The sequence below is a fragment of the Acidobacteriota bacterium genome (assembly GCA_039028635.1).
In the GTDB taxonomy this organism is placed as follows: domain Bacteria; phylum Acidobacteriota; class Thermoanaerobaculia; order Multivoradales; family JBCCEF01; genus JBCCEF01.
The window spans coordinates 1-26,714 of sequence record JBCCHV010000069.1 but is presented as its reverse complement, the minus strand read 5'-3'; the positions used below and the strand labels follow the sequence as shown (position 1 = coordinate 26,714).

22 protein-coding genes are annotated in these 26,714 nt (G+C 66.8%); 12 read left to right on the top strand and 10 right to left on the bottom strand.

Annotated elements, in window-relative coordinates:
- From AAF604_21650 to AAF604_21630, 5 genes are all read left to right on the top strand, one after another.
- Positions 1 to 2,289 (top strand): hydantoinase/oxoprolinase family protein, encoded by a 2,289-nt coding sequence (locus AAF604_21650; GenBank protein MEM7052287.1) that lies wholly within the window; start codon positions 1 to 3, stop codon positions 2,287 to 2,289.
- Positions 2,286 to 3,827: a hydantoinase B/oxoprolinase family protein gene (locus AAF604_21645; GenBank protein ID MEM7052286.1), complete on the top strand. Its 1,542-nt coding sequence runs from the start codon at positions 2,286 to 2,288 to the stop codon at positions 3,825 to 3,827. The genes AAF604_21650 and AAF604_21645 overlap by 4 nt, the downstream gene beginning before the upstream one ends.
- Entirely contained in the window at positions 3,824 to 5,104 is a 1,281-nt protein-coding gene (locus tag AAF604_21640; protein ID MEM7052285.1) for an Nramp family divalent metal transporter, read from the top strand. Before AAF604_21645 ends, AAF604_21640 begins: the two co-directional genes overlap by 4 nt.
- 274 nt (positions 5,105 to 5,378) lie before the next feature.
- On the top strand, positions 5,379 to 5,822 hold the full coding sequence (locus AAF604_21635; protein ID MEM7052284.1) for a MarR family transcriptional regulator: 444 nt from the start codon (positions 5,379 to 5,381) through the stop codon (positions 5,820 to 5,822).
- Positions 5,819 to 8,134 (top strand): molybdopterin-dependent oxidoreductase, encoded by a 2,316-nt coding sequence (locus AAF604_21630; GenBank protein ID MEM7052283.1) that lies wholly within the window; start codon positions 5,819 to 5,821, stop codon positions 8,132 to 8,134. Before AAF604_21635 ends, AAF604_21630 begins: the two co-directional genes overlap by 4 nt.
- An 82-nt stretch (positions 8,135 to 8,216) precedes the next feature.
- On the opposite strand, the gene AAF604_21625 is transcribed toward AAF604_21630, so the two are convergent.
- Positions 8,217 to 8,612: a helix-turn-helix domain-containing protein gene (locus AAF604_21625; GenBank protein MEM7052282.1), complete on the bottom strand. Its 396-nt coding sequence runs from the start codon at positions 8,610 to 8,612 to the stop codon at positions 8,217 to 8,219.
- Positions 8,613 to 9,227: 615 nt separating this feature from the next.
- On the opposite strand from AAF604_21625, the gene AAF604_21620 reads away from it, so the two are divergent.
- Entirely contained in the window at positions 9,228 to 10,265 is a 1,038-nt protein-coding gene (locus AAF604_21620; protein ID MEM7052281.1) for an ABC transporter substrate-binding protein, read from the top strand.
- A gap of 197 nt (positions 10,266 to 10,462) precedes the next feature.
- Here AAF604_21620 and AAF604_21615 read toward each other — a convergent pair whose 3' ends face one another.
- The 3 genes from AAF604_21615 to AAF604_21605 form a co-directional block, all read right to left on the bottom strand.
- Positions 10,463 to 11,023, bottom strand: a complete 561-nt coding sequence (locus AAF604_21615) for a hypothetical protein (GenBank protein MEM7052280.1) — start codon at positions 11,021 to 11,023, stop codon at positions 10,463 to 10,465.
- A 184-nt stretch (positions 11,024 to 11,207) separates the two neighbouring features.
- Positions 11,208 to 11,381, bottom strand: a complete 174-nt coding sequence (locus AAF604_21610) for a hypothetical protein (protein MEM7052279.1) — start codon at positions 11,379 to 11,381, stop codon at positions 11,208 to 11,210.
- 10 nt (positions 11,382 to 11,391) lie between these two features.
- Positions 11,392 to 13,443 (bottom strand): NAD(+) synthase, encoded by a 2,052-nt coding sequence (locus AAF604_21605; GenBank protein ID MEM7052278.1) that lies wholly within the window; start codon positions 13,441 to 13,443, stop codon positions 11,392 to 11,394.
- 125 nt (positions 13,444 to 13,568) lie between these two features.
- Here AAF604_21605 and AAF604_21600 point away from each other — a divergent pair, with 125 nt between their 5' ends.
- Positions 13,569 to 14,855: a DUF418 domain-containing protein gene (locus AAF604_21600; protein MEM7052277.1), complete on the top strand. Its 1,287-nt coding sequence runs from the start codon at positions 13,569 to 13,571 to the stop codon at positions 14,853 to 14,855.
- An 85-nt stretch (positions 14,856 to 14,940) separates the two neighbouring features.
- Here AAF604_21600 and AAF604_21595 read toward each other — a convergent pair whose 3' ends face one another.
- Entirely contained in the window at positions 14,941 to 16,059 is a 1,119-nt protein-coding gene (locus AAF604_21595) for a hypothetical protein (protein ID MEM7052276.1), read from the bottom strand.
- Between the two features lie 2 nt (positions 16,060 to 16,061).
- A complete protein-coding gene (locus tag AAF604_21590; GenBank protein ID MEM7052275.1) occupies positions 16,062 to 16,742 on the bottom strand; it encodes a hypothetical protein in 681 nt (226 codons plus the stop codon).
- A 208-nt stretch (positions 16,743 to 16,950) separates the two neighbouring features.
- Between AAF604_21590 and AAF604_21585 the strand changes: the two genes are divergently transcribed.
- Both AAF604_21585 and AAF604_21580 read left to right on the top strand, forming a co-directional pair.
- On the top strand, positions 16,951 to 17,826 hold the full coding sequence (locus AAF604_21585) for a PPK2 family polyphosphate kinase (protein MEM7052274.1): 876 nt from the start codon (positions 16,951 to 16,953) through the stop codon (positions 17,824 to 17,826).
- Between the two features lie 139 nt (positions 17,827 to 17,965).
- Positions 17,966 to 18,454, top strand: coding sequence for an ester cyclase (locus AAF604_21580; protein ID MEM7052273.1), 489 nt, complete (start codon positions 17,966 to 17,968; stop codon positions 18,452 to 18,454).
- A gap of 166 nt (positions 18,455 to 18,620) precedes the next feature.
- Here the strand turns inward: AAF604_21580 and AAF604_21575 are convergent, their stop codons facing one another.
- The 3 genes from AAF604_21575 to AAF604_21565 all read right to left on the bottom strand — a co-directional run bounded on the left by AAF604_21575 (position 18,621) and on the right by AAF604_21565 (position 21,472).
- Positions 18,621 to 19,433: a hypothetical protein gene (locus AAF604_21575; GenBank protein MEM7052272.1), complete on the bottom strand. Its 813-nt coding sequence runs from the start codon at positions 19,431 to 19,433 to the stop codon at positions 18,621 to 18,623.
- A gap of 184 nt (positions 19,434 to 19,617) precedes the next feature.
- Entirely contained in the window at positions 19,618 to 20,388 is a 771-nt protein-coding gene (gene map, locus AAF604_21570; GenBank protein ID MEM7052271.1) for a type I methionyl aminopeptidase, read from the bottom strand.
- Between the two features lie 16 nt (positions 20,389 to 20,404).
- The gene (locus tag AAF604_21565; GenBank protein MEM7052270.1) at positions 20,405 to 21,472 is read right to left on the bottom strand and encodes a DUF1028 domain-containing protein; all 1,068 of its coding nucleotides are present in this window, start codon (positions 21,470 to 21,472) and stop codon (positions 20,405 to 20,407) included.
- Positions 21,473 to 21,647: 175 nt separating this feature from the next.
- On the opposite strand from AAF604_21565, the gene AAF604_21560 reads away from it, so the two are divergent.
- Both AAF604_21560 and AAF604_21555 read left to right on the top strand, forming a co-directional pair.
- Positions 21,648 to 22,637 (top strand): thiopeptide-type bacteriocin biosynthesis protein, encoded by a 990-nt coding sequence (locus tag AAF604_21560; GenBank protein MEM7052269.1) that lies wholly within the window; start codon positions 21,648 to 21,650, stop codon positions 22,635 to 22,637.
- A 52-nt stretch (positions 22,638 to 22,689) separates the two neighbouring features.
- Positions 22,690 to 23,544 carry an MqnA/MqnD/SBP family protein gene (locus AAF604_21555; protein ID MEM7052268.1) on the top strand — a complete coding sequence of 285 codons (855 nt, stop codon included), beginning with the start codon at positions 22,690 to 22,692 and terminating at the stop codon, positions 23,542 to 23,544.
- Between the two features lie 26 nt (positions 23,545 to 23,570).
- Here AAF604_21555 and cdd read toward each other — a convergent pair whose 3' ends face one another.
- Positions 23,571 to 23,969 (bottom strand): cytidine deaminase, encoded by a 399-nt coding sequence (cdd, locus tag AAF604_21550; GenBank protein MEM7052267.1) that lies wholly within the window; start codon positions 23,967 to 23,969, stop codon positions 23,571 to 23,573.
- 248 nt (positions 23,970 to 24,217) lie between these two features.
- Between cdd and AAF604_21545 the strand changes: the two genes are divergently transcribed.
- Positions 24,218 to 26,620 carry a PP2C family protein-serine/threonine phosphatase gene (locus AAF604_21545; protein ID MEM7052266.1) on the top strand — a complete coding sequence of 801 codons (2,403 nt, stop codon included), beginning with the start codon at positions 24,218 to 24,220 and terminating at the stop codon, positions 26,618 to 26,620.
- The last annotated feature ends 94 nt before the right edge of the window (positions 26,621 to 26,714 follow it).

Genomic DNA, 26,714 nt, shown 5'->3' with positions numbered 1-26,714 from the left:
GTGCCTGAGGAGGGGACGCCGCGGCTGTGGCGTCTCTGGATCGACACCGGCGGGACCTTCACGGACTGCCTGGCGGAATCGCCGCAGGGTGAGCGGTGGCGCGCCAAGGTGCTCAGCTCGAGCGCCCTGCGTGCCACCGTCGTAGCCGCCGAGGGAGCGCGCCGGGTTCGCCTGGCGCCCTTCTCCCGGACCCTGCCGGACGATTTCCTACGCGGCTTCGAGCTGCGCTGGCTGGGGGCCGAGGGCGGCGCGAGGGTGCGCCGTCACGCCGCCGCCAGCGGTTGGCTCGACCTCGACGGCGACCTCCCTGCGCCGCCCGGTGACCTGATCGGCGCGGCGTCGGCCGTCGAGCTGAGCAGTGACGAGGAAGCGCCGCTGCTCGCCGCGCGCTGGGTGACCGGTACGCCTCGCGACGAGCCCCTGCCGGCGATGAACCTGCGCCTGGCGACGACCCGCGGCACTAACGCCTTGCTCGAGCGTCGGGGGGCGCGCACTGCATTCTTCGTCACCGTCGGCTTCACCGATCTGCTCACCATCGGCGACCAGCAACGGCCGGAGCTCTTCGCCCTCGAGGTGCGCAAGGCGGAGCCCCTCTACGAGACCGCGGTGGCGGTGTCGGCGCGCTGCTCGGCCGCCGGCGAGATTCTGGTACCCCTCGACGAGGAGCAGGTGCGGCGGGACGTCGCCGTCTTGATCGCCGCCGGCTTCGAATCGGCGGCGGTGGCGCTGCTGCACAGCGATCGCTTTCCAGACGGCGAGGATCGCGTTGCCGAGCTGTTGCGCAAGGCAGGGCTGCGCCACGTTTCTGCCTCGGCGGATCTGACGCCCCGCATCGGCTGGCTGAGGCGCGCCGAGACGGCGGTGGTCGACGCCTACCTGGCGCCGGTGATCGATGATTACCTCGACCGCGTGGCGCAGGCCCTCGGGGCCGCCAGCCGACTCGAGGTCATGACCAGCGCCGGCGGCCTGGTGCCGCGTCGTGACTACCGCCCCAAGGACAGCCTGCTGTCGGGACCGGCGGGGGGCGTCGTCGGCGCCCTGCGGTCCGGTCGCCTGGCAGGCTTCGAGCGCATCATCTCCTTCGACATGGGGGGCACCAGCACCGACGTGGCGCGCTGCGATGGCGAGCTCGAGTACCGCTTCGAGCAGCGTGTCGGCGAGGCTCGGCTGGCGGCGCCGGCGCTGGCCATCGAGACGGTGGCCGCCGGCGGTGGCTCGATCTGTCGCTTCGATGGCGTCGCCTTGGTGGTGGGGCCGGAAAGCGCCGGCGCCCGGCCGGGGCCGGCCTGCTACGGCGCCGGCGGTCCGCTGACGGTGACTGACGTCAACCTGCTGCTCGGCCGACTCGATCCGGATCGCTTCGGAATTCCGGTCGATCCGGCGGCCGCCCGTCAGGCCTGCGATCGTCTGCTGTCGGAGGTCGCCGCAGGCCTCGGGTCGACCCCTTCCGAGGATGACCTGTTGCTCGGCCTGCTCGCCATCGCCGATGAGCGCATGGCCGAGGCGATTCGTCGCATCTCGGTGCGGCTGGGTAGTGATCCGGCGGATTTCGCGTTGGTGGCTTTCGGTGGCGCTGGCGGCCAGCACGCCTGTTCGGTGGCCGGGCTTCTCGGCATATCGCGGGTGGTGATGCCGCGCGATGCCGGGTTGCTGAGCGCTCTCGGGCTGGAGGCGGCGCGCATCGAACGGTTTGCTTCCCGCCAGCTCCTCGCCAGGCTGGACGAATGCGGAGCGAACCTGCCGGCCTTCTTCGACGAGCTCACCGCCGAGGCCCGGCAGGCGGTGGTGGCCGCCAGCTCCGCGGCCGCCGAGGGAGCCCTCGAGGCTGGTGATGTCGAGATCCGCCAGCGGGTCGCGACCCTGCGCTTCGCCGGCCAGGAGTCGACCCTCGCCGTGCCCTTCGCGGGCACCGGTGAGCTCCTCGCCAACGCATTCCTGGCGGCCTACCGCGGTCGCTACGGCTACCATCCCGAGAATCGACCTCTCGAGGTCGTCGAATTGCGGGTGATCGCCAGCCAGCCTCCGGCGACGGGTCGCGGCCCTGGGCAGCGCCAGGTGGCGATCGCCGACGGCAACCCGGTGGGCCGGCGGTCGGCCCTTTTTGGCGAGGCCGGTGCCGGGCGCTGGCTGGAATCGCCGGTGTGGGAACGCCGGGCCCTCGCCGGCGAGCACGTTATTTCCGGGCCGGCGCTGGTGGTCGAGGAGCACAGCACCACGGTGGTCGCGGTCGGCTGGAGCTGTCGCGCCGACGCCAGCGGCGCCCTGATCTTGAGTCGGGAGGAAGGATGACGAGCCACCCCATCGAGCTCGAGCTGTTCACCCATCGCTTCGCCGCCGTGGCGGCCGAGATGGGGGAGATGCTGCAGCGCACCGCCGTCTCCACCAACGTGCGCGAGCGCCTCGACTTCTCCTGCGCCGTGCTCGACGGCGACGGCCGATTGGTAGTCAACGCGCCGCACATACCGGTCCATCTCGGGGCTCTCGGACTGTGCGTGCGCCGCCTGCGCCAGGCGGTGACCTTTCGGCCCGGCGATGCGGTGGTCACCAACCACCCGGGCTGGGGCGGCTCGCACCTGCCGGACGTGACGGTGGTGAGCCCGGTGTTCTTCGAAGGCCAGGCGATCGCCTACGTCGCCAATCGGGCGCACCATGCCGAGATCGGCGGCAAGCGGCCCGGCTCGATGCCGCCGGATGCTCGCGTTTTGATCGAGGAGGGTGTCGTGCTGCCTCCCTTTCGGCTGGTCGCCGAGGGAGAGCCGCGCTGGGACGAGTTGCGTCGCCGACTGCTCGAGGCGCCGTTCCCGTCGCGCTCGCCGGAAGAGAACGTCGCCGACCTCGATGCCGCCCTGGCCGCCAACCAGCGCGGTGTCGAAGCGCTGCTCGCCTTGCTCGATCAGCACGGTGCCGAGGCGGTGCGACGCAACATGACCGCCTTGGCGCAAAGAGCTTCCGGGTTGCTGCGCTCGGTGCTTCGAGCGCGGCCGCGCCACCCGTCCCGCGGCCTGCAGCGTCTCGACGACGGCAGCCCGATCGCCGTCGCCGTGGCCCAGCGGGGCGATCGGCTGGAGGTTGACTTCGCCGGCACCGCACGGGTTCATCCGGGCAATCTCAACGCTCCTCCCGGGGTCGTGCGGAGCGCTCTGCTCTATGTGCTGCGGCTGCTGGTGGACGAGCCCGTGCCGCTCAACGAGGGGCTGATGGCGGCGGTCGACCTGCGAGTCCCGCCGGGCCTGCTCGATCCGCCCTTCGGGGAGGATCCGGCGCGCGATCCGGCGGTGGTGGGCGGCAACGTCGAGACCAGCCAGCGGGTGGTCGATACGCTCCTCGAAGCCTTCGGATTGGCCGCCTGCAGTCAGGGCACGATGAACAACGTGCTGTTCGGCAACGACAGCTTCGGCTACTACGAAACGGTGGGTGGTGGGGTCGGTGCCGGGCCCGGCTTCGCTGGCGCGGACGCCGTTCACAGCCACATGACCAACACTCGGATCACCGACCCGGAGATCCTCGAGCATCGCTATCCGGTGCGTCTCGAACGCTTCGAGGTGCGCCGCGGTTCGGGCGGCGCGGGTCGCTTTGCGGGAGGAGACGGCATCGTGCGGGAGATGACTTTCTTGGAGTCGGTCGAGCTCTCGGTATTGACCCAGCACCGCGTCGAGGCGCCCTTCGGCGTCGCCGGTGGCGAGGCCGGCGCGCGCGGCCGCCAGCGGGTGGTGCGGCGCGATGGCGAGGTGGAAGAGCTGGCCTCCGTCGACGGGCGCCGCCTGCAACCGGGGGATCGGCTGATTCTCGAAACGCCGGGTGGCGGCGGTTGGGGGGAGCCCTCGTGAAGCGTTTGCTGTCGGTGCTGCTGTGGTCTGCCATCGCTGCCGCCTTCATCGGTCCGGGTACCGTGGCGACCGCCGCGGCGGCCGGTGCCGGCCATCGATACGCACTGCTCTGGGCGCTGCTGTTCTCGACCGTCACCACTTTCGTGCTGCAGGAGGCGAGCGCTCGCCTGACGGTGGTCTCCGGTCGCGACCTGGCCTCGGCGCTGCGCGACTGGGCTGGCGGTCGCTGGATGGTTCTGCTGATGATCGGCGGGGTGGTGATCGGCTGTGCCGCCTACGAGGCCGGCAACATCCTGGGCGGAGTCTCCGGCGTGATTCTCGCCCTGCCGGGCTCGCGTGAGCTGTGGACCTTGGCGACCGGCGCGGTGGCGGCGCTGCTGCTGCTCGCCGGCTCGCCGCGGGCGACGGCGCGCAGTCTCAGTCTGCTGGTGGCGGTGATGGGAGTCGCCTTCCTGGTGGCGGCGATCCGTCTCGAGCCGCCCCTCGGCGAGCTGGCGCGGGGGGCGCTGCTGCCCCGCCTGCCGGCTGGATCGGGGCTGCTGGTGCTCGGCCTCATCGGCACCACCGTGGTGCCCTACAACCTCTTTCTCGGTTCCGGTCTGGCGCGCGGTCAATCCCTCGGCGAGCTGCGCTTCGGCCTCGCCGTGGCAGTGGGTCTGGGAGGCCTGATCTCGATGGCGGTGTTGGTGGCCGGCGCCGCCGTCGAGGGGCACCTGTCTTTCGCCGCCGTGGCCGACGTCCTCCAAGACCGCCTCGGTCGCGGCGCCCGATCGCTCTTCGCCTGGGGGCTCTTCGCTGCCGGTCTGTCATCCGCCGTCACCGCACCGCTGGCGGCGGCGATCACCGCCCGCGGTGCCTTCGGTGGTGAGGGCTGGCAGGAGCGCGGTGGGCGCTTTCGCGCCGTCTGGGGTGGGGTGCTGGCGGTCGGGCTGCTCTTCGGTCTGTCGGGCATTCGGCCGGTGCCGGTCATCCTCGTCGCCCAGGCCCTCAACGGGGTTCTCCTGCCGCTGGTGGCGATCTTCCTGCTCCTCGCCGTCAACGATCGTCGCCTGATGGGCGAGCGAGGCCTCAACGGTCCCGTCAGCAATCTCGTCCTCGCCCTGGTGGTGGCGGTGGCCTGCGTGCTCGGGGTCAGCCTGCTGCTGCGCGCGGTGACCTCCGCGACGGCGCTACCGGCGCCCAATGAGCAGGTCATCCTGATTGCAGCGGGAGGGCTGCTGGCGGTCGTCGGTTGGCCCCTTTATCGGGCCGTTCGGCGGCGCCGCCAAGTGACCTGAGTCGCTCGCCCTTTCAGCGTTCGATCCCGGGATGCCGCGCCCGCCGGCCGGAGGTGTTGGCGTCTTGAAATTGCAGGGTGTCGCGCTGGTCGTCGAACAGGGACTCGCGGGCAGCGGGTGGCTACCGGAGAACGGCCATGTCAGACGAATACCCTGAGGCTCCGCCTGGGCGGCTGGCTGAGGCGTCACAGGACCACGGTCAGCGGCCGGGAACACGGTCCAAAACTTGCCTGTGCGCCTTCCAGGAGGGACATTTTCGTGATATATCACGTAAATGTCCCGACCCCGCTTCTTCCTACTGATTCATCGCGCTCATCACGCCCTGAGAAGCCGCATGGAGCGCGAGACCCGTGCCGCCGTCAGCCTGACGACCCTCGAGCTCACCGCTCTGTGGGCGCTTTCCTCCCGACCGGGACTCGGCATCCAGGCCCTCGCGGACGCGCTCCACGTCGACCACGCGGTGGTCAGCCGACTCGCCAAACAACTCGTCCGCAAAGGCGTCGCCCGGCGGGTTGTCGACCCGAACGACCGTCGCAAGGCACCGCTCGAGCTGACGGACGCCGGCGTCGCGAAGGCCGAGCGCGGCCGGCGTCTGCTCGATCACGCCAACGCCCGCATCGCGAGCGGCTTTACCGACGATGAACTCGCCACCGTGGCCCGATTCCTCGAGAACCTGATCGCGGTCGGAAAAGAGACCGCCCCACTGGAGAGCCCATGAGCACAGAACCGACTTCCGCGGCCAATGCCCAGGGCTGGCAAAAGACCGCCTGCATCTTCTGCTCCCTCAACTGCGGACTCGAGGTTCGGACGGAGGGCCGAGCGATCACCGAGGTGCGTGGAGACCCTGATCACCCGGGTTCCCAGGGATATGTGTGCGAAAAGGCGCGGCGGATCACTGCCTACCAGTCGGCCGCGGATCGGATCACCACCCCACTCCGGCGCCGGCCGGACGGGTCCTTCGAGCCGGTCAGCTGGGATACGGCGATCCGCGAGGTCGCCGACCGTCTGGCGAGCATCCGGGAACGGCACGGCGGTGAGAAGATCCTCTTCTACGGCGGCGGCGGCCAGGGGAACCACTTGGGAGGTACCTACTGCGAGTCTACCCTCAAGGCGCTCGGCGTCCGTTATCGCTCCAACGCCCTCGCTCAGGAGAAGTCCGGTGAGTTCTGGGTGAACGGCAAGATGCTCGGGGCCGGTGTGCACGGTGACTTCGAGCACGCCGAAGTGGGGCTCTTCCTCGGCAAGAACCCTTGGCACTCGCACGGATTCGCTCGCGCTCGTGCGGTGATCAACGCGTTCAAGAAGGATCCGAACCGCACTCTGATCGTCGTCGATCCGAGGCGCTCGGAGACGGCGGCCCGCGCAGATATCCATCTCCAACTCGAGCCCGGCACCGATGCCTGGTGTCTGGCAGCGCTCGTAGCCATCCTGGTTCAGGAGGATCTGGTCGCGCACGACTGGGTCGCGGCGCACGCCGACGGCTTCGATCGCGTCGCTCCCCTCTTTGCGGACATCGACGTCCCCGCCTACGCCGCGATCTGCAACGTCCCCGAAGAGCTCCTGCGACGGACGGCGCGGCGCATCGCGGCCGCCCAAAGCGTCGCCACCTTCGAAGACCTCGGGTTGCAGATGAACCAGCATTCCACCCTCGCGAGCTACCTCCACCGGCTGGTGTGGATGCTCACCGGACACTTCGGAAAGCAAGGGTCAAACAACGCGTTCGTTCCCTTCCTCTCACTCTCCGCGGCCAGCAAGGGGAACGTGGCCGGTAAGTCCGCGGAGCGCCGTCGACGCCAGCGCGTCAGTCCTGTCACCGGGTCGAAGATCGTGATCGGCCTGATCCCTTGTAACGTCATGGCCGAGGAAATCCTCGCGGACCACCCCGAGCGTTTCCGCGCCATGATCATCCAGAGCGGGAATCCGGTGCATTCCATCGCGGACAGTCCGCGGATGCGGGAGGCGATGGCCGCCCTGGAGTTTTCCGTGGTCCTCGACGTCGCGATGACCGAGACCGCACGCTGCGCGGACTACGTTCTGCCGGCGGCCAGCCAGTTCGAGAAAGCGGAGTGCACCTTCTTCAACATCGAGTTTCCCCGCAACACCTTCCACCTGCGCCGCGCCCTATTCGACCCCGCGCCGGGAACCCTTCCGGAAGCCGAGATCCACAGCCGCCTGGTCGAGAGACTGGCAGGCATCACCGATCGCCACCTTCGACCCCTGAGAATCGCGGCGAGGCTCGGCCGTCCGGCTCTCGCCGCTGCGCTGGCCCTGCTCCTGCGAAAGCGGCCGGACTGGTTTGGCTTCCTCCCGGTTCTCCTCTACCGCGCTCTCGGACCCTGTCTTCCCGCCGGCACCCGCGAGGCGGCCGCATTATGGCCGGTGTGCCACGCCTACCTGCGCGCGGAACGTTCCAGTGCGGCCCGGGCTGGCTACACGGGATTCGCGCTGCGGGCTGCCGAGCGACTCTTCGACGACGTTCTGTCCGGGAGAGGCATCGTCTTCTCCGAGTCCGAGTACGACGAGACCTGGGACCGAGTCCGGACTCCCGGAGGACGCTTCCAATTGGCCCTGCCGGAGCTCTTCGACTCCGTCACCGCGCTGGCCGACGGGGCGCCCGCCCCCGACCCGGACTATCCCTTGGTGCTGTCCGCCGGCGAGCGGAGGTCCTCGACGACCAACACTATTCTCCGCGATCCGACGGTACGGCCGCGAGGAGCCGAGTTGCGCATTTCCCCTGCCGACGCGTCGTCCCACGGAGTCGAGACCGGAGATCGCGTGCGATTGTCGACCCGACGCGGGTCGGTGATCGTGGACGTCGACGTGACTGACACGATGCGGGCCGGTCACGTCTCGTTGCCCAACGGTTTCGGCCTCGCCTTCGAGCCCGGCGGAATGGCCGGCGTGCCGACCAATGAGCTGACCAGTGCCGACCATCGGGATCCCTTCGTCGGAACTCCTTGGCACAAGCACGTTCCCGCACGCATCGAGGCCTGCCCCGCCGAGGCCGCTAGGTCGCAGGCAGAGGCCTGAGCTCTTCTGGAGCGGAAACAGCACCCCGAGTCGATCTCTATTCGATCTGCCGTCGACTTGGCCCGAGGTGAGAACTTTCTTATTACCGGGCCTTGCCCCCGGCTGAACGCTCCTGCTGTAGGTCGTCGTATTGCTGCCGCGCCTTTTCAATCCGCGGCATATGCGCTTGACCCCAGGCGTCGATCGCCGCTTCCACCGGGCTCAGGCTCTGGCCGAGCGATGTCAGCTTGTACTCCACGCGAGGAGGAATCTCCAGGAACTGCTCGCGTGACACAAGACCGTCTCTCTCGAGCTCGCGCAGCTGCTGCGTGAGCATCCGCTGACTGACGCCCGGTATCTGACGCCTCAGCTCGTTGAAACGCAGCGTCCCTTCAGCCTCCAAGGCGAAGAGGATGGCGGGTTTCCATTTGCCGGCGAAGACGCTCAAGACGCGCTCGATGGGACACAGACCCTCGTGGCGGATGGCTTTCTTACTCATATTGTAAGTAGGTTATCACATCGTACCTACTTGACAATGAGTAACTAGGAGGCTCAAATGAACTCAGGTCTGCACAAGCCCTTCACTCTGGTGGGCCTCAACTAGCGACAGCAGGAGAAACACCAATGCGCCTGACACCCGATGAGCTGCCAGAACGTCGCGGCTCCCGCCCCCGAACTACCCCAACGAATCCCCATACACAACTAGAGCAGAACGCTCCGGAGGCGCTACAGCGGGAAACAGCGGAGTTCATGTTCAGCCTCTCGTGTGTGCGAGAGGTCGCGTCCAAAATCTCGGTTCCTGGTGCTCGCGCGATGTGGCTGCAGGAAGCTTGCGAGGCGGGACCGCCCAACGCCTTCATGATCGATCGCGAGTTCTGCCACCTGCACCCTCCAAGGGACGGTAGCCTGCACTTGAACTTGCCCCTAGATGTCATGCAGCTAGCCATCGAAAAGGGATGGGCCGAACAGCACCCGCTCGCGGCTCGCGGGATCGTGCCTGAGAATGTGGTCATGGTCTATGGGCCGAGAGATCGAGACGAGCTCGAGGCCGTCAAAACGCTCATCGCTGAGGCTCACGCCTTCGCTCACCCAGCCAAAGGTGGAGCCTCAGAGCATGAGTAATCGCAGAACGCCCAGCATCGAAACCCGGTCCCTAGAAGACCTGTACGAACTCGCTTTGGAGGAGGGCGCCGAGTTCGTCCTCCGCGCTGGCGGCGACAAGCCTGATCAGATCGACTACTACCTGGACAGGTTCAAGGCGAGGTTTCCAGGACTCGACGTAACCCACAGTGTAGAGCTCAGCATCTATCACGCACCGCGGTACGACAATGCGCGGGAGGCTGGCGGCGAGTCGGACGTGCCCGATGTCATCCAACTCCAGACGCAGTATAATCTGGATTACTACGCTCAACACGGTTTGCTAGAGGCGTACAAACCGAAGAACTGGGACAAGGTGTACCCGGACCACAAAGACCCCCACGGGCAGTGGGTCAGCCTTTACGGCGTCACCTTCAGCAATTTCTTCAACTCCGACTTGGTGAGCGAGAGTCGCGCTCCTCGAGATGCGATGGATTACTTGGACCCTTCTTTGGCTGGGCGCGTAATCCTGACTTACCCCCACAGCGATGATGCCGTGCTCTACCAGTTCTGGCACCTCCAGCAGGAGTACGGCTGGGAGTATCTGCAGCGACTGGTCGAGACCAAACCCACTTGGGTTCGAGGTACGGCCATGCCCTATGTGGCCATCAACAACGGATGGTATGCAGCGAGCTTCACCACCTTCTGGGCCTTTGAGCCGCTTCCTGAATGCCCCGCCCGCTTTGTGCTTCCAACGCAGGACTTCTTCTTGACCTGGTTCCAAGGAGCAGGAATCCCCACCCAAGCCAAGAACAAGGCAGCAGCGAGACTCTACTTGAACTGGATGCTGTCCGATGAGTTCCAGGCCACCTGGCTACAGTTTCCTTCAAGGTACGACATCGAGGCGTCCGCAGGCTACGAGTCGGTGCTCCAGCACCACACCTCGCCCGGAGACTTCCATCGTTTCAATATGAGGCGTAGTCTGGTTGAGCGGTTCCGATCCCAAATCGAGCAACTAATAGGTCCTGCAGAAGGCCCAGATCCTTCCAAGATGGACTACGAGGTCAGGCCTTAGCACCGCCTCAATCGAACAATGATGGCGGGGGTGCTCCCGATGACGTGGGTCGGAGTTGTCGCGGAGCTTCAGAAGGACTGGCGTAATCCGACGGCAGAGGAACTCGCAGGAATCATCGTCCAGCACCCTCCGTCTAGGGCAACGTTGTTGGCAGCCACCTGGCGGCCAAAGACCATTGAACGGAGAATTCTCTCTCCCTACCAGCCGAGCAGGTTCTTGAGCTCTTGCAGGCCCCAGGCGTGGCCGATGGCGCCCAGCAGGGTGCCGAGGACCAGGCTCGGCCAACTGCCGGGGCGGTTCTCGAAGCGCTCGTAGAGCGCCAGCAGGATGAGGGTGAAGGTGGGGTAGCCGATCAGGGCGATCCAGGGGATGCCGGCGGTCATGCGGGTACCGTCTTCCCAGCGGGCCATTTCGAGGGCGGCGAGAAAGGGCTCGTAGAAGGGCACCAGGGCGACCATGAACAGGCAGGCGAGGGCGATTCTGGCCGCTGCCTGGATGTGCGGCCGGATGTGCTCCGCCCACACCAGAGCGGCGTAGATGCTGTAGGCCCAGATGACGGCGGCCATCGCCGGCGCTTTGCCGAAGTTGAGGCTCAGGGAGGCGAAGCCGTAGAGGATTTCGCGCAGGGCGACAAAGTTCTCGCGTACCAGACCAGCCGCGAGCAGGAAGGCGAATAGTGCGCCGCGGCCGGTCTTCCAGGCGTGGAAGGCGCTGACGGCGACGAAGGCCAGGGTGAGCCACTCGACGAACTGCTGCACGGCTCTAGCCCGCCCTTCTCACGAGGTTTCCTGGCGAGAGGCCGTCGGTTCTTGAAGATGCAAGGCATCCGTCGCTGCCACGACGCCGCCGTACTCGACGTCCTGCGAGGAGAGCAGGCGACGGATAACGCTGCAGATTCGCGGACATACGGACGCGCAGCGGAAAGCTGGTGAGAAGGGCGGGCTAGCGCCGCGGCGGGAAAAGGACCAACACCAATAGCAGTCCGACCGGCAGCTTGGTCGGCCAATCGAGGTGGCCAAAGCGCAGGCCTTCGATCACCATTCCGAGGACCACTATGGTGGCGAGCAGGAGCAGCGGTAGGGCGCGCCACAGGCGATCGCCCGGGGTGGCGCTCATCGGGCGGGCCTCACGGCACGTTCTCTTTCAGCTCGCGGAGCCAGACCTCGGCTTCTCCGTCGCTCGGAGCGCGCCAGTCGCCGCGTGGCGAGAGGGATCCGCCGGAGCCCACCTTGGGGCCGTTGGGGCTGGCGGAGCGCTTGAACTGCGAGACCTTGAAGAAGCGGTAGAGGAAGACGCCGAGCCACTTCTTGATGGTGGCGAGGTCGTACTGCCGCCGGTCTTCATCGGCCATCGTCTCGGGCCAGTCGCCGCGCTCGCGGTCGCCCCAGGCGTGGAGGGCCAGAAAGGCTACCTTCGAGGGTCGGAAGCCGAAGCGGGTGAGGAAATAGAGGTGGAAGTCCTGCAGCTCGTAGGGGCCGATGACGTCTTCCGTGCGCTGCGCCGGACCGTCGTCCGGACCGTCGCCGGGAATCAGCTCGGGCGAGATCTCGGTGTCGAGGATCGAGGCCAGGATGCGTGCCGCCTCGCCTTCGAAGCGGCCAGTCTCGATCTCCCACCGGATGAGGTACTGGATCAGGGTCTTGGGGACCGAGGTGTTGACGTTGTAGTGCGACATCTGGTCGCCGACGCCATAGGTGGTCCAGCCGAGGGCGAGCTCCGAGAGGTCGCCGGTGCCGAGCACCAGGGCATCGTGAAAGTTGGCCAGGCGGAAGAGGTGCGAGGTGCGCTCACCGGCCTGCACGTTCTCGAAGGTGATGTCGTGGACCGCTTCACCTTTGGCGAAGGGGTGGTCGAGATCGGCGAGCATCTGGCGCGCCGAGGGGCGAATGTCGATCTCGCCGGCGGTGACGCCGAAGGCGGCCATCAGGGCTCGGGCGTCGCGCAGGGTGCGCTCGCTGGTGGCGAAGCCCGGCAGGGTGTAGGCGAGGATGTTCTCCCGCGGCAACCCCAGGCGGTCGACGGTTTTGACCGCCACCAGCAGCGCCTGGGTCGAATCGAGGCCCCCGGAGACGCCGATCACCAGCTTGCGGATGCCGGTCGCCTCGAGGCGCTTGATCAGGCCATGAATCTGGATCTCATAGGCTTCGAAGCAGCGCTCGTCGCGTAGCTCGCGGTCGGAAGGCACGTAGGGAAAGCGGTCGACGGCGCGCTCGAGGGCGATCTCCTCGTCGGGACGCTCGAAGGCGAAGGGGATGCGCCGGAAGCTGCGCAAGCGCTCGCGGTGGTCGCCGATCGAGTCTCCGAAGCTGGTCAGTCGCAGCCGCTCCTGGCGCAGGCGCTCGAGGTCGATGTCGGCGAACAGCAGCTCGCCCTGGCGCGAGAAACGCTTGCCCTCGGCGAGCAGCTCGCCGTTTTCGTAGATCAGCCCTTGGCCGTCCCAGGCCATGTCGGTGGTCGACTCGCCGGGACCCGCCGCGGCGAAAAGGTAGGCACCGAGGCAGCGCCCCGACTGGGAAGCGCAGAGGGCGCGCCGAAAGTCGGCCTTGCCGACGGTGATGTTGCTCGCCGACATGTTGGTCAGCACGGTGGCGCCGGCCAGGGCCGCCCAGGTGCTCGGCGGGATCGGTACCCAGAGGTCTTCGCAGACTTCGGCGTGGAGCTTGAAGTCGGGCATGCCTTCGGCCTCGAAGATCAGGTCGGAGCCGAAGGGCACTTCTTGGCCGAGCAATCGGATGCGGTCGCCGATCGCCTGGCGGGCCGATGCGAAGTAGCGTTTTTCGTAGAACTCGCGATAATTGGGCAGAAAACTCTTTGGAACCACGCCCAGAATTCGTCCGCGATGGAGGGCGACGGCGCAGTTGAAGAGGCGATCTTCGAAGCGTAGAGGAAGGCCGACCAGGAGCAGTGGATTGAGCTCGCGGCTCTCGGTCAGGACGTGCTTCAGGGCCACCTCGGAAGCGTCGAGGAGAGCGTCTTGATGGAACAGGTCGTCGCAGGTGTAGGAGGATAGGCCGAGCTCCGGAAAGAGCGCCACGGCGGCGTGTTGCCGATGGGCCTGCCGGGCCAGGGCGAGGCTCTCGCGGGCGTTGAACTCGGGGTCGCCGACTTTGACCTTGGGAACACCGACGGCGACCCGTACGTATCCGTGGGAGTAGAGAGACAGAAACGGTTGAATCATCGGTGTCGTCCTGGGGTTCCTCGGACCCTACCAGATCCGTACGGGCGAGCTCCTGGCTCGCCAGCGGAGGGCGATTTCCGTGTCTTGGAGAGCGGCCCAGCGGGACGTTCTCGGGAGGAGGGGCGGTGACGGAAGCGATCCATGAGCCAAGCGAAGACCATCCCGCGGCGTCCGATGCCGCGGCCGAAACCGGGGCCCAGGAGCGTGCCGAGCCGGTGCAGCGCGGCGAGCGCATCCGCTCCCTCGACCTGCTTCGCGGCGTCGCCGTCATGGGCATTCTGGTGATGAACATCCAGAGTTACTCGATGCCCCAGGCGGCCTATTTCAACCCCACCGCCTACGGCGATCTCACCGGCCTCAACTACGCCGTGTGGGTGTTCAGCCATGTGTTGGCGGACCAGAAGTTCATGTCGCTGTTCTCGCTCCTGTTCGGCGCTGGGCTGGTGCTGGTGGCGCAGCGCGTCGAGGCCCGCGGTGGCAGTCCCTGGAAGATTCACGGTCGGCGGATGCTGTGGCTGCTGGTCTTCGGTCTGATTCACGCCTATGTGATTTGGGCCGGGGACATCCTGGTCACCTACGCCCTCTGCGGCCTGCTGGTGTTTCCGCTACGGCGGCGATCGCCGCGCACGCTTCTGATCGTGGGGGCTTTGGTGCTGATGGTACCGGTGATTCTGAACGTGCTCAGCGCCTTCTCGATTCCTCACTGGCCCGCCGAGTCTCTGGACAGCACCGGGCAGCGCTGGGCACCGCCGCCGCAGGAGATCGAGAGCGAGCTGGAGGCGATGCGGGGCAACTGGCTAGAGCAGGCTCCGGCGCGCAACGACGATGCCTTCCAGTTGCAGGTGCCGGCATTTCTCTTCTGGACGATGTGGCGCGCCGGTGGCCTGATGTTGATCGGGATGGCGCTGTTCAAGCTCGGAGTGCTCTCCGCGGCGCGGTCGCGGCGCTTCTACCGCGGGCTGGCGCTGGTCGGCCTCGCGGTGGGTGTCCCGCTGGCTGCTTGGGGTGTCGTCAAGAACTTCGAGGCTGGCTGGGCCTGGCAGTGGTCGATGTTCTTCGGCAGCCTGCCGAATTACTTCGCCAGCTTGTTCACCGCGGCCGCCTATCTCGGGATCATCGTCGGTGCCGCCGCCGTCTTTCCTGGGCGCAGGCTCTTCCAGGCGGCCGGCCGTATGGCTTTCACCAACTACCTCGGCCAGTCGGTGATCTGCACGCTGATCTTCTACGGCACCGGCCTGGGGTGGTTCGGCTCCGTCGAGCGCAGCGGCCAGGCCCTGGTGGTGGTCCTGGTGCTGCTCTTTCAGCTGGTGTTCTCGGCCTGGTGGCTGGAGCGTTTTCGCTTCGGCCCGGCGGAGTGGCTGTGGCGCAGTCTGACCTACGGTCGCTTGCAGCCGATGCGGCGTCGGGACTAGGAGCTCCGAGGGCCGCATCCCAGCCAAAGAAAAACGCCCGAGGGCGAACCCTCGGGCGTCATCCTACGAGCCGAAATCCCGAGAGCTACTGGGTCTCGGAAGTCCAGCGCGAAGTGTCGCCGGTTTCGAAGCCGTCGACCAACATCGGACCTTCGATCACCCGCAGGGTCGGGCCGGCATCGGTGCAGCGCATGTTGTCGCCGCCCGGCTGCGACTCGTGGAAGCTGCCGGCGTGGACCCACAGCACGATGTCCGTGCCGTTGACGCTTTCGTTGGTGTCGAAGTCGTCGAGGTTGGCGCGACATACCGACGGATTGGTCGAAAAGCCGTTGAAGTCCGTCAGCTCGTTGGACTTGTAGGCCAGCACCCAGCCGTCCGCCATCGGGAAGTCGTTGGGCACCAGCAGAGGATCGCCAGCGCCTTGGTCGCCGGCGTTGCGGGTCACCTCGACGGTGAGGCCGCTGCTGTTGCTGCCGACGATCCACTGGCTGCGGGCCGGGCTGGTGTCGACCCAGGACTTCTCGGTGGCGACGCGCGTCGGCGTGACTCCCACGACCTCGTCGACCCAGTTGTCGGCGGTTTCGTTGATGTCGAAGTCGAAGCGCCAGTAGGCGTGGTGGTTGTGATCCTCGATCTCGCACGGGTGATCGACGGCGGTGAAGCTGGCCCGCGCCTCGATGCGCCCGTCGGCGTAGAACTCGTACCACGGAATGTAGCGATACCAGCCGGCGGCGGTCTGGGCGGTCAGCCGCAGGCTGGTGCCGAAGTCCTCGACGGCGACGCCGGAGAAGGAGCCCGAGTCCGAACCCGGGTTATTGCAGACGGTGGACGCCGGCGTGCTGGTGCCGGTGCAGATGCCGCCGGAGCTCGGGGCGCAGTCGAAACGACGGTTCTCGTCGAACCAGTCGCGGTAGCACGGATCACCGAAGCAGCCATTGGGGGCGTAGCGCACGTTGAGAATCGGGATGTGCGCCGTCTTGAGGATGGTGGTGCCCTTCCACTTGACGTCGTAGATCTCGAGGCCCGAGCCGTTGCCGGCCGGCGTGCTGTTGTTCGGGGCGCGGAAGCAGAACTCCCACACCGGGCTGACCGACGGCCAGGTCACCGAGTTGGCGCAGCCGCCACCGGCCTCGGCGGTCGGCGCGAAGAGGGCAAGCTGAGCGGTCACCAGGACTGCAGCGGTGAGGATCGTCTTCGATTTCATGCTCAGTTGCCCTCCGTGGCGGAGCTCTTGACGTATTCGCTGTCCCACACCGCCGAGAAGTTGTACCGCCCGTCGGCGATCTCCTGCCGGGTCAGGTCGACGAGCACCCGCTGGGAGGAACGCGAGACGGTGCTCTTGGTGTCGACGAAGTGGTAGATCAAGCAGATGTTGCGGCTGCAGGGATCGTCTTCGTAGGGGCTGCGCAGGAAGAAGGCGCCGTTGAGGACGTGGTCCGGGTCGTTGGCGTAGTGCTGCAGACCCTCATCGGCGAGGATGATCGCCATGCCGGCGTCGATCTCGGCGCGGTTGGCCTGGATCAGGCCGTGGTCGTTGCGATGCTGCAATTCACCAGAATCGAGGTTGACGGTGATCTCGTGGGTCAACCCCTGGTCGTAGTTGCGCACGAACATCGTGGCCCGGCGGAAGGGGCCGTCCGGTCCCTTGGGGTAGTCGGAGCCACCGCGCAGCACGCGGGTACGGTCGTCGCCGATCAGAGCTTGGACCTTCGGGTGGTCGAGGATCCAGGCGAAAACGGCATCCTGCTCCTCGGCGGTGAAGGGGTCACTGTGATAGCTGGTGAGGGTGGGCAGGTCGGCGACCTTCGCGGCGAGCGCGGGGGCGACGAAAACCACCACTTGGAGGCAGGCGATGAGGCAAAAGCAAATCGTCCGGCAGCTCTTCATGGATCCTCCTGGCATTAAAAGGCGGCGAGAGACACTTGCCGGTCCCCGGCCGACGGCGGTGGTGTAATTTTCCTCAAGAGATAGGCGAGAGCCTGGGCCCCTGCTTGGCCTCGCTCGTCCTTTAAGATAGCAGATCTGGTTACGGTACGCACATGGGTACGGCTGTCATGGTTGAACGGTCGTCCAAGAGAGGGGAGAATCCGTTTCGATGATCGATCCCATCGATAGTCCCTATAGAACCCCCTTCGACGGTTCCTTCGAGCTCGAGCGCTCGCCGACGGCTCCGCCGGCCACGGCGCCGGGCCGCAAAGAGAGCAAGCGCCGGCTGGCGAACAAGGTCGAACGGCTCGCCGAGCTGCAGCGCCGGCTCTACGCCGAAGACCATTGGAGTGTTCTGCTGGTCTTCCAGGCGATGGACGCTGCGGGCAAGGACGGCACCATCCGGGCCGTCCTGACGGGCGTCAATCCGGCCGGCTTTCAGGTCAGCAGCTTCAAGCAGCCGTCGGCCGAAGAGCTCGATCACGACTTCCTCTGGCGCACCACCCGCCGTCTGCCCGAGCGGGGACGGATCGGGGTGTTCAACCGCAGCTACTACGAAGAGCTGCTGGTGGTGCGGGTGCATCCGGAGTATCTCGGCGGGCAGCGCCTGCCGCGCCCGATCTCGCCCGAGGAGCGCTGGCCGGAGCGCTTCGCCTCGATTCGTCAGCACGAGGAGCACCTGGCCCGCAATGGCTGTCTGGTGCTCAAGTTCTGGCTCAACGTGTCGCGCGAAGAACAGCGTCGGCGGTTCTTGGCGCGCATCGACAATCCCAAGAAGAACTGGAAGTTCTCCGCCAGCGACGTGCGCGAACGGGGCTACTGGTACGACTACATGGCGGCTTACCAGGACGTCATCAACGAGACGTCTCGGCCGTGGGCGCCGTGGTATGCGATCCCTGCCGACAACAAGCCCTACATGCGCCTGCGGGTGGCCGAGATCGTGGTGGATGCTCTCGAGCGCCTCGATCCGCAGTATCCGGAGTTGCCGGAGGACGAGCTGCGGGCGCTGGCCGAACAGCGCGCCCTGCTAATGGCGGAGGAGTGAGGTCTTTCGACCTTCGCGCAGGCTCGGAGAAGTAAAGGCGCGGGGGCTTCGGTAGAAGGTTGATTGGTTCGAGTCGCGGCCGGGAGATCCCGGAGCCGGGCTCCGAGTTAGACGCTTGGCACACAAGGAGGAAACTAGAATGGCACGACCGCATCGCGCTTCCTTTCCGCGAAATCTCACGACCTTCTTCGCCGTCCTCGCGCTGTTGGCCCTCGCGCCCTTCGCCCTGGCTCAGGAAGGGGACCCCGAGTACGGTGGCGTCATTCCGACGCCGTATCAGCCGGGCGAGGCGAGCTCCCAGGCTTACTCCAAGATCTGGAGCACCGGCAAGGTGTGGGTGTTGAGCACTTTCGCCGCCAAAGACTTCAAGCACCACAATGGCGATGGCTCGGTGGGCGGCGTCGACGCCCTTTCGGGCCTGGTCCAGGAGTGGCGGGAGGCCTATCCGGACTTCTGGATGGAGATCGACGAGACCATCGTGCAAGACGACAAGGTGGCCTTCCGTTGGAGTGCGACGGGTACCCCGAAGGATGGTGGTGAAAAGCGCACCATGACCGGCATGGCGCTGCTGCGCGAGAGCAACGGTCAGATCACCGAGAGCTGGTTTTACGCCGACACGGGCCTCTAGTCGCCACTCCCTCGGAGCCCGAACCGGTGGCGGAGTCCTTCCGCCACCGGGGGCGAACTCTTGGCTCCCCTCGCCGGATGAGCGTCTGGGGTTCCGGCCAAAGCACCGGGATGGAGCCCCCCTCTCGGAAACTACTCTGAATCAATCCGGCACCTGCCAGCTCAGCTCATGGGCAATTGAAGTCGCCGCCGCAGGCGCAGATCGGGCCGCTGCAGTGCTGCTCAGTACCACTTTCGTGGCAGATTCGCGGTTCGCATTCGAAACAGCCGGCGGCACAGAAGCTTCGTGCCGCCTCCGTGGACCAGCCGGGGGCGAAGTTGGTGGAGCCGGACAGCTTGGTGTCCGGAATGGTGTCGCCGTCGGTGTCGAAGCTCGCCAGTCCTACGGTTCGGCCATCGGCACGACCGTGGTGCCGCCAGGGAATCGCCTGCGCGGTGAATCGCACATGTCCTGGGAGGGTGAGCGCTTTGCCACCCGCCAGGGGCCGGAAGGTGAGGGCGACGTCGGCGGCCAGCGGGACGTTGAAGTGACCGCCCTCGGCTTGCTGGCGATAGATCCGCATGGTGGTCATCTGCTGTTTGCCGTCGAGGCCGATGATCAGCTCGTAGAGGCCGCATTCGGTGGCGATCGGAGCGATCGATTTGAGGGACAGGGCACGGAAGCGCACCCGTGTTTCTGCCAGGCCGCTGCCATCGAAGACGGCGTCGTCGAGGCGCTCGATGACCGTATCGGCGAAGCGCAAGGAGCCTTCGACCTCGGTCGCGATGGGCTCACCGCGGAGATCGACCCGCGCTTCGAGAGGCTCGGAGCCAGGGCAGAAGAAATCCGCCGGTACCGGGTTGTGGGCGAAGTCGTAGTAGGTGGTTCCGTTGGGTAGGGTGGTGAAGACATCGATGCCGCGATCGATGTTGTCGGCGGCAAAGGCTGGACAGGTGATCAGTGCGACGAGGACAGCGCACAGCATGGTCGTTCTCTTCACGAGCGAACCTCCTGGGATCCCGGAGCGGGAGCGGTTGTCGGCCGGAGGGTTCGTCAGCGAGAAGGCTGAGAGCCCGCGCCGAAGAAAATGAGTGGACGCTCTGAATGTAGTTGAAAATTAATATATATTCAAATGTTGAATATATAAAGAAGGGCTCCGCTCTTCTCTCCCTGGCGCCGTGGACTCAGGCTTCGGCGAGCAGGAAGGGCTCTGCGGCGGTCACCACCAGCGCGCCGCGGCGGGTCACGACGACGGTGTGCTCGTACTGCACCGCCAAACCGCCGTCCTCGGTGGCGAGGGTCCAGCCGTCGGGGCGCTGAACCACGTGCCGGGCGCCGGTGGAGACGAAGGGCTCGATGGCGAGCACCCAGCCATCCTTCTGCCGTCGCCGGTCCCGGCGGTCGAAGTGGGAGCTGATGTTGGCGGGTTCCTCGTGGAGGGAGCGTCCCACACCGTGGCCGTGAAGGTCGCGCAGGACTTCGTAGCCCTGGGATGCGGCACAGCGTTGGGCGGCTCGACCGATGCTGCGCAGGGGGCGGCCGCTGCGGACGGCCCCGAGGGCGGCGCGTAGGGTCTGCTGACCGGCTTGGCAAAGACGATCGAGCTCGGGGTTGGATCGGCCGATCACCTTCGAGGCGCCATTGTCGGCCCAGAAGCCATCGAGCTCGACGCTGACGTCGATATTGACCAGGTCACCGGAGCGCAGCCGGCGATGATTGGGGACTCCGTGGGCGACCTCGGAGTTCACGCTGATGCAGGTCGCGGCCGGGAATCCGGCCCCCAGGCGCGGTGCCGACCGGGCTCCATGGCTCCTCATCCGGAGCTCCCCGAGGCGATCCAGCTCGCGGGTCGGCACTCCCGGCTGGGCGGCCTCCAGGAGCGTTGCCAGCACGTCCGCTGCCGCTCTCCCCGCCGCCGCCAGGCCCTCGTACTGTCCCTCCGACTCGATGGTCACGAAGCGCTCCGTTGGCTCAGTCTTCGCCGGCGCCGCCGACTCGCGACTCGGCGACCGAGAGAATCTCCTCCATCACCTCCGGGCCCTCCGGAAGGAGGCCCGAGGCGGGCAAGCGTCGAATCAGCTCGGCCCAGCGTGGCTCGGCGGCGAAGACCTTGCGGAAGATCGGCAACGCCTCCTTGCGGCGGCCCGAGTCGTAGAGGGTGACCGCCTGCCAGAAGGGCAGCTCGACGATGTCCGGGGCGAGCTTGGCGGCGGCGGTGTAGTGGCCGAGGGCGGCTTCGATGTCGCCTGCCGCAACCTCCTCATCGCCGGCATTCATCTCCTCGTAGGCGCGGTGCAGCTCGTAAAGGCGCCGCAGCTCGCCCAGCGGATCGGCGTGGTCGTCGACCCGCAGGTCGACCAGCCGGTCCTCCCAGACCATTCCGCTGGCTTCGGCGGCAACCACCAGGAGGGCAGCGCTCTGCTTGCCGCGAATGTCGCCACCTTCCTTCTCGGCGGCCTCGAGGGCGAGGATCAGGCGCTCGGCGAAGGGCCGGTCGGCGGAGCCTTCGTAGGCCGTGGCCATCGCCGCCCAAACCGTGCCGTGCTCCATCAGGTTGGCCTGCACGGAGTAGCCTTCGCCCATTTGATGGCCGGCCTCTTCGATGCAGCGCTCGCCGGTCCAGGCGGCGACCCGCCCCTGGGCGTCGACCATCGCCACCTGGCGCACGCCCTGCTGGCTGTCGAGACCGAGAAGACGGTTGAGGGCTTGGCGGGCGCTCTTGCCTTGCTTCATCAACTGGAGGCCCTTGGGACCATAGCCCGGGTCGACGAAGCTCTGGGTCGCCACTGCGCCGACCCCGGCCTCGGCCCAGGGAACGATCGGCCCGACCTGGAACCAGTGGCTCTGCACCGCCACGCCGAGCTGACCGGTGGCGGGATCGCGCGCCACGATGGAGTAGGTATGGGCCAGGGGACCGAGCTCCGCCAGGGGCTGGGCGCCAGCCAGCGGCACGCTGCCGCTGACCAGCAGGGCCAGGCCGACGAGCTGACAGATCAGCCTGGGAGAAAGGGGGCTGCCGAACCAGAGCGATCGCTTCATGAGTCACCTCCGCCTTGAGATCAGGGGGACCCCATTCTAAGGCGGAAGGAGGGGTTGTGAGGACGGTGTTTTTGCTGATGGCTATGAAGTAAGCTCAGCAAGCTTTGAATCAAGCCTCATGGACTCATGGTGATCGGCGCCGGCGGAGCTTCTCGCGGAGCGGCGGGGGTTGCCGATGAAAGATCATCCGGACGCCTGGCGGCGGTTGGTGGCGGCGGTGGTCGAGAGCTTCGAGACGCCGGTCTTGGAAGCCTACGACGGCGACGAAGAGGAGAGTCTCCTCTTCACCGACCTGCGTCAGCAGTTCATCCTCGCCGGGGTCGAGCACCTCGAACGCTTCCGAAACCCCACGCCGTGGCTGCAGATCGGGGTCGCGGTGCGCGACGGTCGCCAGGCCTTCGAGCTCCTCCTCGGACCTTTGCATCGAGCCCTCCGGCGTTGGCGGGCGGACGGCCGCTTCGAACATTTCTTCTTCATGCTCAAGGAACCGGGCATTCGCTTGCGATTCGCCGGCCCGGACCTGTATCGGGGGCTGCGGCCGGAGCTCATCGCGGTGCTCGACGAAGAGCTCGCCGCCGGGCGTCACCTCGGTCATGGGATGTCCGTCTACGACGCCGAGACCTACCAGTTCGGAGGCGAGACGGGGCTGGAGATCGCCCACCGCCTGTTCACCGTCGACAGCTTGGCGATACTCGACCTGCGGGCCGCCGAGGTGCGCCCACAGACACTGCCGATCTTGTCGTTGACGCTCCTCAACCACCTGCTGCGGGAGCTGACGGAAGATCCCTGGGAGATGTGGGACGCGTGGTGCAACATGCGCTTGACCCACCGCCTGCCGACCCTGCGTCCGGAAGGCGTGGCGCGGGCCGAGGCGGGCTTCGAGCGCTTTCGCCCGGCGCTGGAGAAGGCCGTCTGGCGACCCGAGGAGGTGATCTCCGAGCTGCCCGCGGCGGCGCGATCGGTGATGCGAAGCTCCTTCGAGGAGAACGTCGCCGTGGCCGAGCGGCTGCGGCGGGCGGCCGACGAGGGACAGCTCCTCTATGGGCCGCGGAAGATCTTTCCGTTCTACGTCATCTTCCAGTGGAACCGCTGGATGATTCCCCTCGCCATGCAGCGGACTCTCACCCTTTACATGGAGCGGCTTCTCGATCCCAAGATCGAGTGAAGTCGCGGCCGGATTCCGTTCTGCTCCGGTCGGTGATACCCTCCCGGGCGCTATGACGGACGCCAAGACTCAGACGATCAATATCGCCCACAGCCCGGACTCCGACGACGCCTTCATGTTCTACGCCCTCACCCAGGGGCTGTTGGACGATTCGGGGCTCGAGATCAAGCACGTTCTGCGAGACATCGAGAGCCTCAATCAAGCGGCCAAGGAGGGGGTCTACGAGATCACCGCCGTTTCGATCCACGGTTATGCCTACCTTCACGACCGCTACCGGCTGATGCCTTCCGGGGCCAGCTTCGGCGACGGCTACGGTCCGGTGGTGGTCGCCCGCCAGGCGCTGACCCGCGACGATCTGGCGGGGAAGACGGTAGCGATACCCGGTGAGCTGACCACCGCCCACCTGGCCCTCAAGCTGTGGAATCCGGAGGTCGAGACCACGTTGGTGCCCTTCGATCGCATCCTCGAAGAGGTCGCCTCCGGCAATGTGATCGCCGGGGTGGTGATTCACGAAGGCCAGCTCACCTACCAGGACGACGGCTTGCACTCGGTGGTCGATCTCGGTGTCTGGTGGCAGGGGGAGACCGGGGGACCGCTGCCGCTCGGCGGCAACGCCTTGCGCAAGGACATCGATCCGGCGCTTCAGCGGCGCCTCTGCGGTTTGCTGACGGACAGCATCGCCTACGCCCTCGACAACCGCCAGGAGGCGCTCTCCTACGCCATCCGCTATGCCCGCGGTATCGAGGACGATCCGGAGCGGTCAGATCGCTTCGTCGGCATGTACGTCAACGAGTGGACGCGCGACTACGGCGCGGCCGGGCGCCGGGCGGTGCAGCAGCTCCTCGACCGTGGCCACGAAGCGGGACTGCTGCCGGAGCGGGTGGTGGCAGACTTCATCGAGGTCTGAAGGCCGGGCCTCGCAGGTCGCGAGCCCTAGTCGCTGCGCGCCTGATCGAGGCGGAAGGCCTGGGGCAGTAGCTTGGCGAGGCGCTCCTCGACCGCCTCGCCGTCCTTCCCGACGCACAGAATGGGCAGGTCTTCGACGAACTCGACGAGGGTCTGACGGCACAGTCCGCAGGGGCGCGCCGGCGGTGAGGACTCGGTGACGACGGCCAAGGCCACGAAGTCCCGATGGCCGGCCGAGACGGCGCTGCCGACGGCGTGGCGCTCGGCGCAGACCCCCAGCGTCAGGAGTCCGTTTTCGACGTTGACGCCGCGAAAGATCTCGCCGGAACGGGTGAGAAGGGCGGCGCCGACGCGGTATCCGCTATAGGGCGCGTAGGCCATTTCACGGGCTTCCGAGGCGGCGTCTCGGAGGGCGGTCCAGTCCATTTTCGCAGCGTAGCACGCGTGATACCTTGACTTCCTTCGGCAAGAGGTTGGCGGCGCCGGACGGGCGCTTCACCGACGGTCATGGAACATTTCCGTACATCTTGGCGTAACCTTGGCCTGAGGGGCAGGGAGCCGGGACAGTTGCCGCGGTGGCGCGGCGAGAGGCGGTCACAGGATCGTCGATCGAGCCCGGCGAAGACGGTTAGAGGGGGGCGGGCGTGGGCGCCTCCTCACGGGAGAGGCCAGCGATGAGTCGTCGTCAGAGTGTCGTCCTTTGGTTGTTGCTCGGGATCTTGGCGATCCTCAGCTTGGCGTGGCTCTTCCCGCGTCTCTTCCCACTGTTCCCCCAGGATTGGTCGGTCTCCGTCAACGAGGCCGAAGACATCGCCCTCGATCGGCTACGCGCCCTCGGCGAGCTGCCGGACGATCCCTACGTCACCACCGTGATGGACAACGAGCCGTTGCGCGAGCTGCGCCTCGCCGAGTTGCTCGACGAGCGGTCGGCCGATGAGCTCACGCGCAGCCGCTTGGGGCGCGACCTGATCGGCTGGACGGTGATGGTGTGGGAACGCGGCAAGACGGTTTCCGAGTGGACCTATCGGGCGCGGGTGAGCGCTGCCGGCGAGGTCACCGAGCTGCGCCTGCGAGTGCCTGCCGATGAAGCCGGGGCCGACACCACCGCCGAGGCCGCCCGCTCCCGTGCCGATCGTTTCCTGGCCCAGCAGGGCATCGACGTCGATGCCTTCGACGAGCCGGAGGTGCGCAGCCGGCAGCTCGAGAATCGCACCGATCTCACCTTCCGGTACCGCGATCGTGCCGCTTTGCTGGGCGACGACAGTCCCTACGGTGTCGAGGTGCGGTTCGCCGGCGAGCGCCTCGCCGGCTTCAGCCTGTTCTTCGATGACGCCCGCTCCGAGGCCTACCAGGCGACGGCCCAGGCGACCACCCTGCTGAGCCAGCTCTGGATGTTCATCGCCTTGCCGCTGCTGCCGGTGCTCGGTTTCTTCTTCATCCGCCGCTACCATGCCGGCGAGATCGGGGTCCGGCGAGGGGTGCAGATCTTCACCGTCGTCGGCTTGAGCGCCGCCGCTTCGGTGCTCATCGGCGCCACCGATGCTTCCGGCGGTTGGAACTTCGGCGTCCTCACCCGCGGCCAGGTCACCGGCGTGCTGGCGGTCCAGCTGATCATGCTGTTCGCCTTTCCCCTCGCCCTGACCTGCTTCTTCTCGTGGTCCGTCGGAGAGTCCCTCTGTCGTGAGCGCTGGGGCAGCAAGCTCGCCGCCCTCGACGCCCTGTTCAAGGGCGATTGGGCCAATGCGACGGTGGCGCGAGCCTCGCTCCGCGGATTGTCGGCGGGGTTGCTGATCTTTGCCGGGCTGCTGATCCTCAGCCGCCTGCTGCCGGGAGCGGCCTCGGTCGACTTCCTGATCGGGCCCTGGTGGGAGAGCAACCGTTGGTTCGCTTTCTCGCTCCTCGCCTTCGCCATCGCCTACAGCGCCTACACGGAGCTCTTTGGTCGCCTGCTGCTGTTGTCTTCCTTGGCGACTCGCTTCGGCCTCTGGGTGGCGGTGCCGCTGGCGGTGGTCATCGGAGCGGTGATCTTCTTCCCGCCGCTGGTGCTCTATCCCCTGCGCTGGAGTCTGGTGCTGTGGCTGTCGGCGGCCGGAGCCTTCGTGTTCCTCTTCCTGCGCTACGGAATTTTCACTTCGCTCCTCGCCAAGATCACCTTCACGGTGGCGCGGGGCGCGCTGCCGTTCCTGTTCTCGGCCGATACCTTCCAGCAACTGCAGGCTTCATTGGCTCTGGGGCTGGTGGCTCTGCCTTTTCTGTTGAGCGCTCGCCACCTGTTCAGCCGACGCGAGTTCGTCTACCGCTACGAGGACGTTCCTCCCCACGTGCGCCGCATCGCCGAGCGCGAGCGCCAGCGAGTGGAGCTGGAGACGGCGCGGCGCATCCAGGGGTCGATTCTGCCGGAGCTGCCGCCGCAGCTCAACGGTGTCGAGCTGGCGCATGCCTATCTGCCGGCGACGGAAGTCGGGGGTGATTTCTACGATGTTCTGGCGCTCGAAGACGGACGCCTCGCCCTGGCGGTGGGAGATGTCGCCGGCCACGGCGTCTCGAGCGGGCTGGTGATGTCGATGGCGCGCTCCGCCCTGTCGGTGCAGGTGACCTTCGATCCCGAGGTCGAGTCCGTCTTCCGCACCATGAACCGGATGGTCTATCAGACGGCGCGCAAACGTCTGCTGACCACCCTCTGCTACGCCCTGCTCGATCCGGAGCGCCTCGAGCTCTACTACGGCAGCGCCGGCCACCTCTTCCCGTACCGCATCGACCGCGAAGGCAAGGTCGACACCCTCGAATCGGTGGCCTATCCACTGGGGGTGCGCAACCCCCTCGCGGTCAACGTTCGCACCGCCCGTTTGCAGGCTGGCGATGTGCTCTTCTTCTTCAGCGACGGGGTAGTCGAGGCACGACGCGAGGGCAGCGACGAGCAGTTCGGCTTCGCCCGCCTCGAGGCCAGCCTCCGACGTCACGCCCCGGAAGGCCCGGCCGGCCTCCGCGACGGCGTGCTGGGGGACATCGAGAAGTTCACCGGCAGCACCTTCCGCGAGGACGACCAGACCATCCTGGCCCTGCGCCTACCGGCCTAACGGCGACGAAAAAGTTCAGGTTCGAGGGCTTCCGGCCCGCGTGGGACCCCGAGCCCAGCGGGCGAGGCGGCGCCTTCGGCGCCGAGGACGGGGC

Excerpts from the sequence above, each read along its gene's own strand:
- AAF604_21610 (MEM7052279.1), bottom strand. The coding sequence starts at position 11,381 with ATGAGCGCCACCCCGGGCGATCGCCTGTGGCGCGCCCTACCGCTGCTC.
- cdd (MEM7052267.1), bottom strand. The coding sequence starts at position 23,969 with ATGGACTGGACCGCCCTCCGAGACGCCGCCTCGGAAGCCCGTGAAATG.
- AAF604_21630 (MEM7052283.1), top strand. The coding sequence starts at position 5,819 with ATGAGCACAGAACCGACTTCCGCGGCCAATGCCCAGGGCTGGCAAAAG.
- AAF604_21595 (MEM7052276.1), bottom strand. The coding sequence starts at position 16,059 with ATGAAATCGAAGACGATCCTCACCGCTGCAGTCCTGGTGACCGCTCAG.
- AAF604_21585 (MEM7052274.1), top strand. The coding sequence starts at position 16,951 with ATGATCGATCCCATCGATAGTCCCTATAGAACCCCCTTCGACGGTTCC.
- AAF604_21635 (MEM7052284.1), top strand. The coding sequence starts at position 5,379 with ATGTCCCGACCCCGCTTCTTCCTACTGATTCATCGCGCTCATCACGCC.
- AAF604_21625 (MEM7052282.1), bottom strand. The coding sequence starts at position 8,612 with ATGAGTAAGAAAGCCATCCGCCACGAGGGTCTGTGTCCCATCGAGCGC.
- AAF604_21555 (MEM7052268.1), top strand. The coding sequence starts at position 22,690 with ATGACGGACGCCAAGACTCAGACGATCAATATCGCCCACAGCCCGGAC.
- AAF604_21620 (MEM7052281.1), top strand. The coding sequence starts at position 9,228 with ATGAGTAATCGCAGAACGCCCAGCATCGAAACCCGGTCCCTAGAAGAC.
- AAF604_21605 (MEM7052278.1), bottom strand. The coding sequence starts at position 13,443 with ATGATTCAACCGTTTCTGTCTCTCTACTCCCACGGATACGTACGGGTC.
- AAF604_21590 (MEM7052275.1), bottom strand. The coding sequence starts at position 16,742 with ATGAAGAGCTGCCGGACGATTTGCTTTTGCCTCATCGCCTGCCTCCAA.
- AAF604_21565 (MEM7052270.1), bottom strand. The coding sequence starts at position 21,472 with ATGAAGCGATCGCTCTGGTTCGGCAGCCCCCTTTCTCCCAGGCTGATC.
- AAF604_21545 (MEM7052266.1), top strand. The coding sequence starts at position 24,218 with ATGAGTCGTCGTCAGAGTGTCGTCCTTTGGTTGTTGCTCGGGATCTTG.
- AAF604_21645 (MEM7052286.1), top strand. The coding sequence starts at position 2,286 with ATGACGAGCCACCCCATCGAGCTCGAGCTGTTCACCCATCGCTTCGCC.
- AAF604_21560 (MEM7052269.1), top strand. The coding sequence starts at position 21,648 with ATGAAAGATCATCCGGACGCCTGGCGGCGGTTGGTGGCGGCGGTGGTC.
- AAF604_21580 (MEM7052273.1), top strand. The coding sequence starts at position 17,966 with ATGGCACGACCGCATCGCGCTTCCTTTCCGCGAAATCTCACGACCTTC.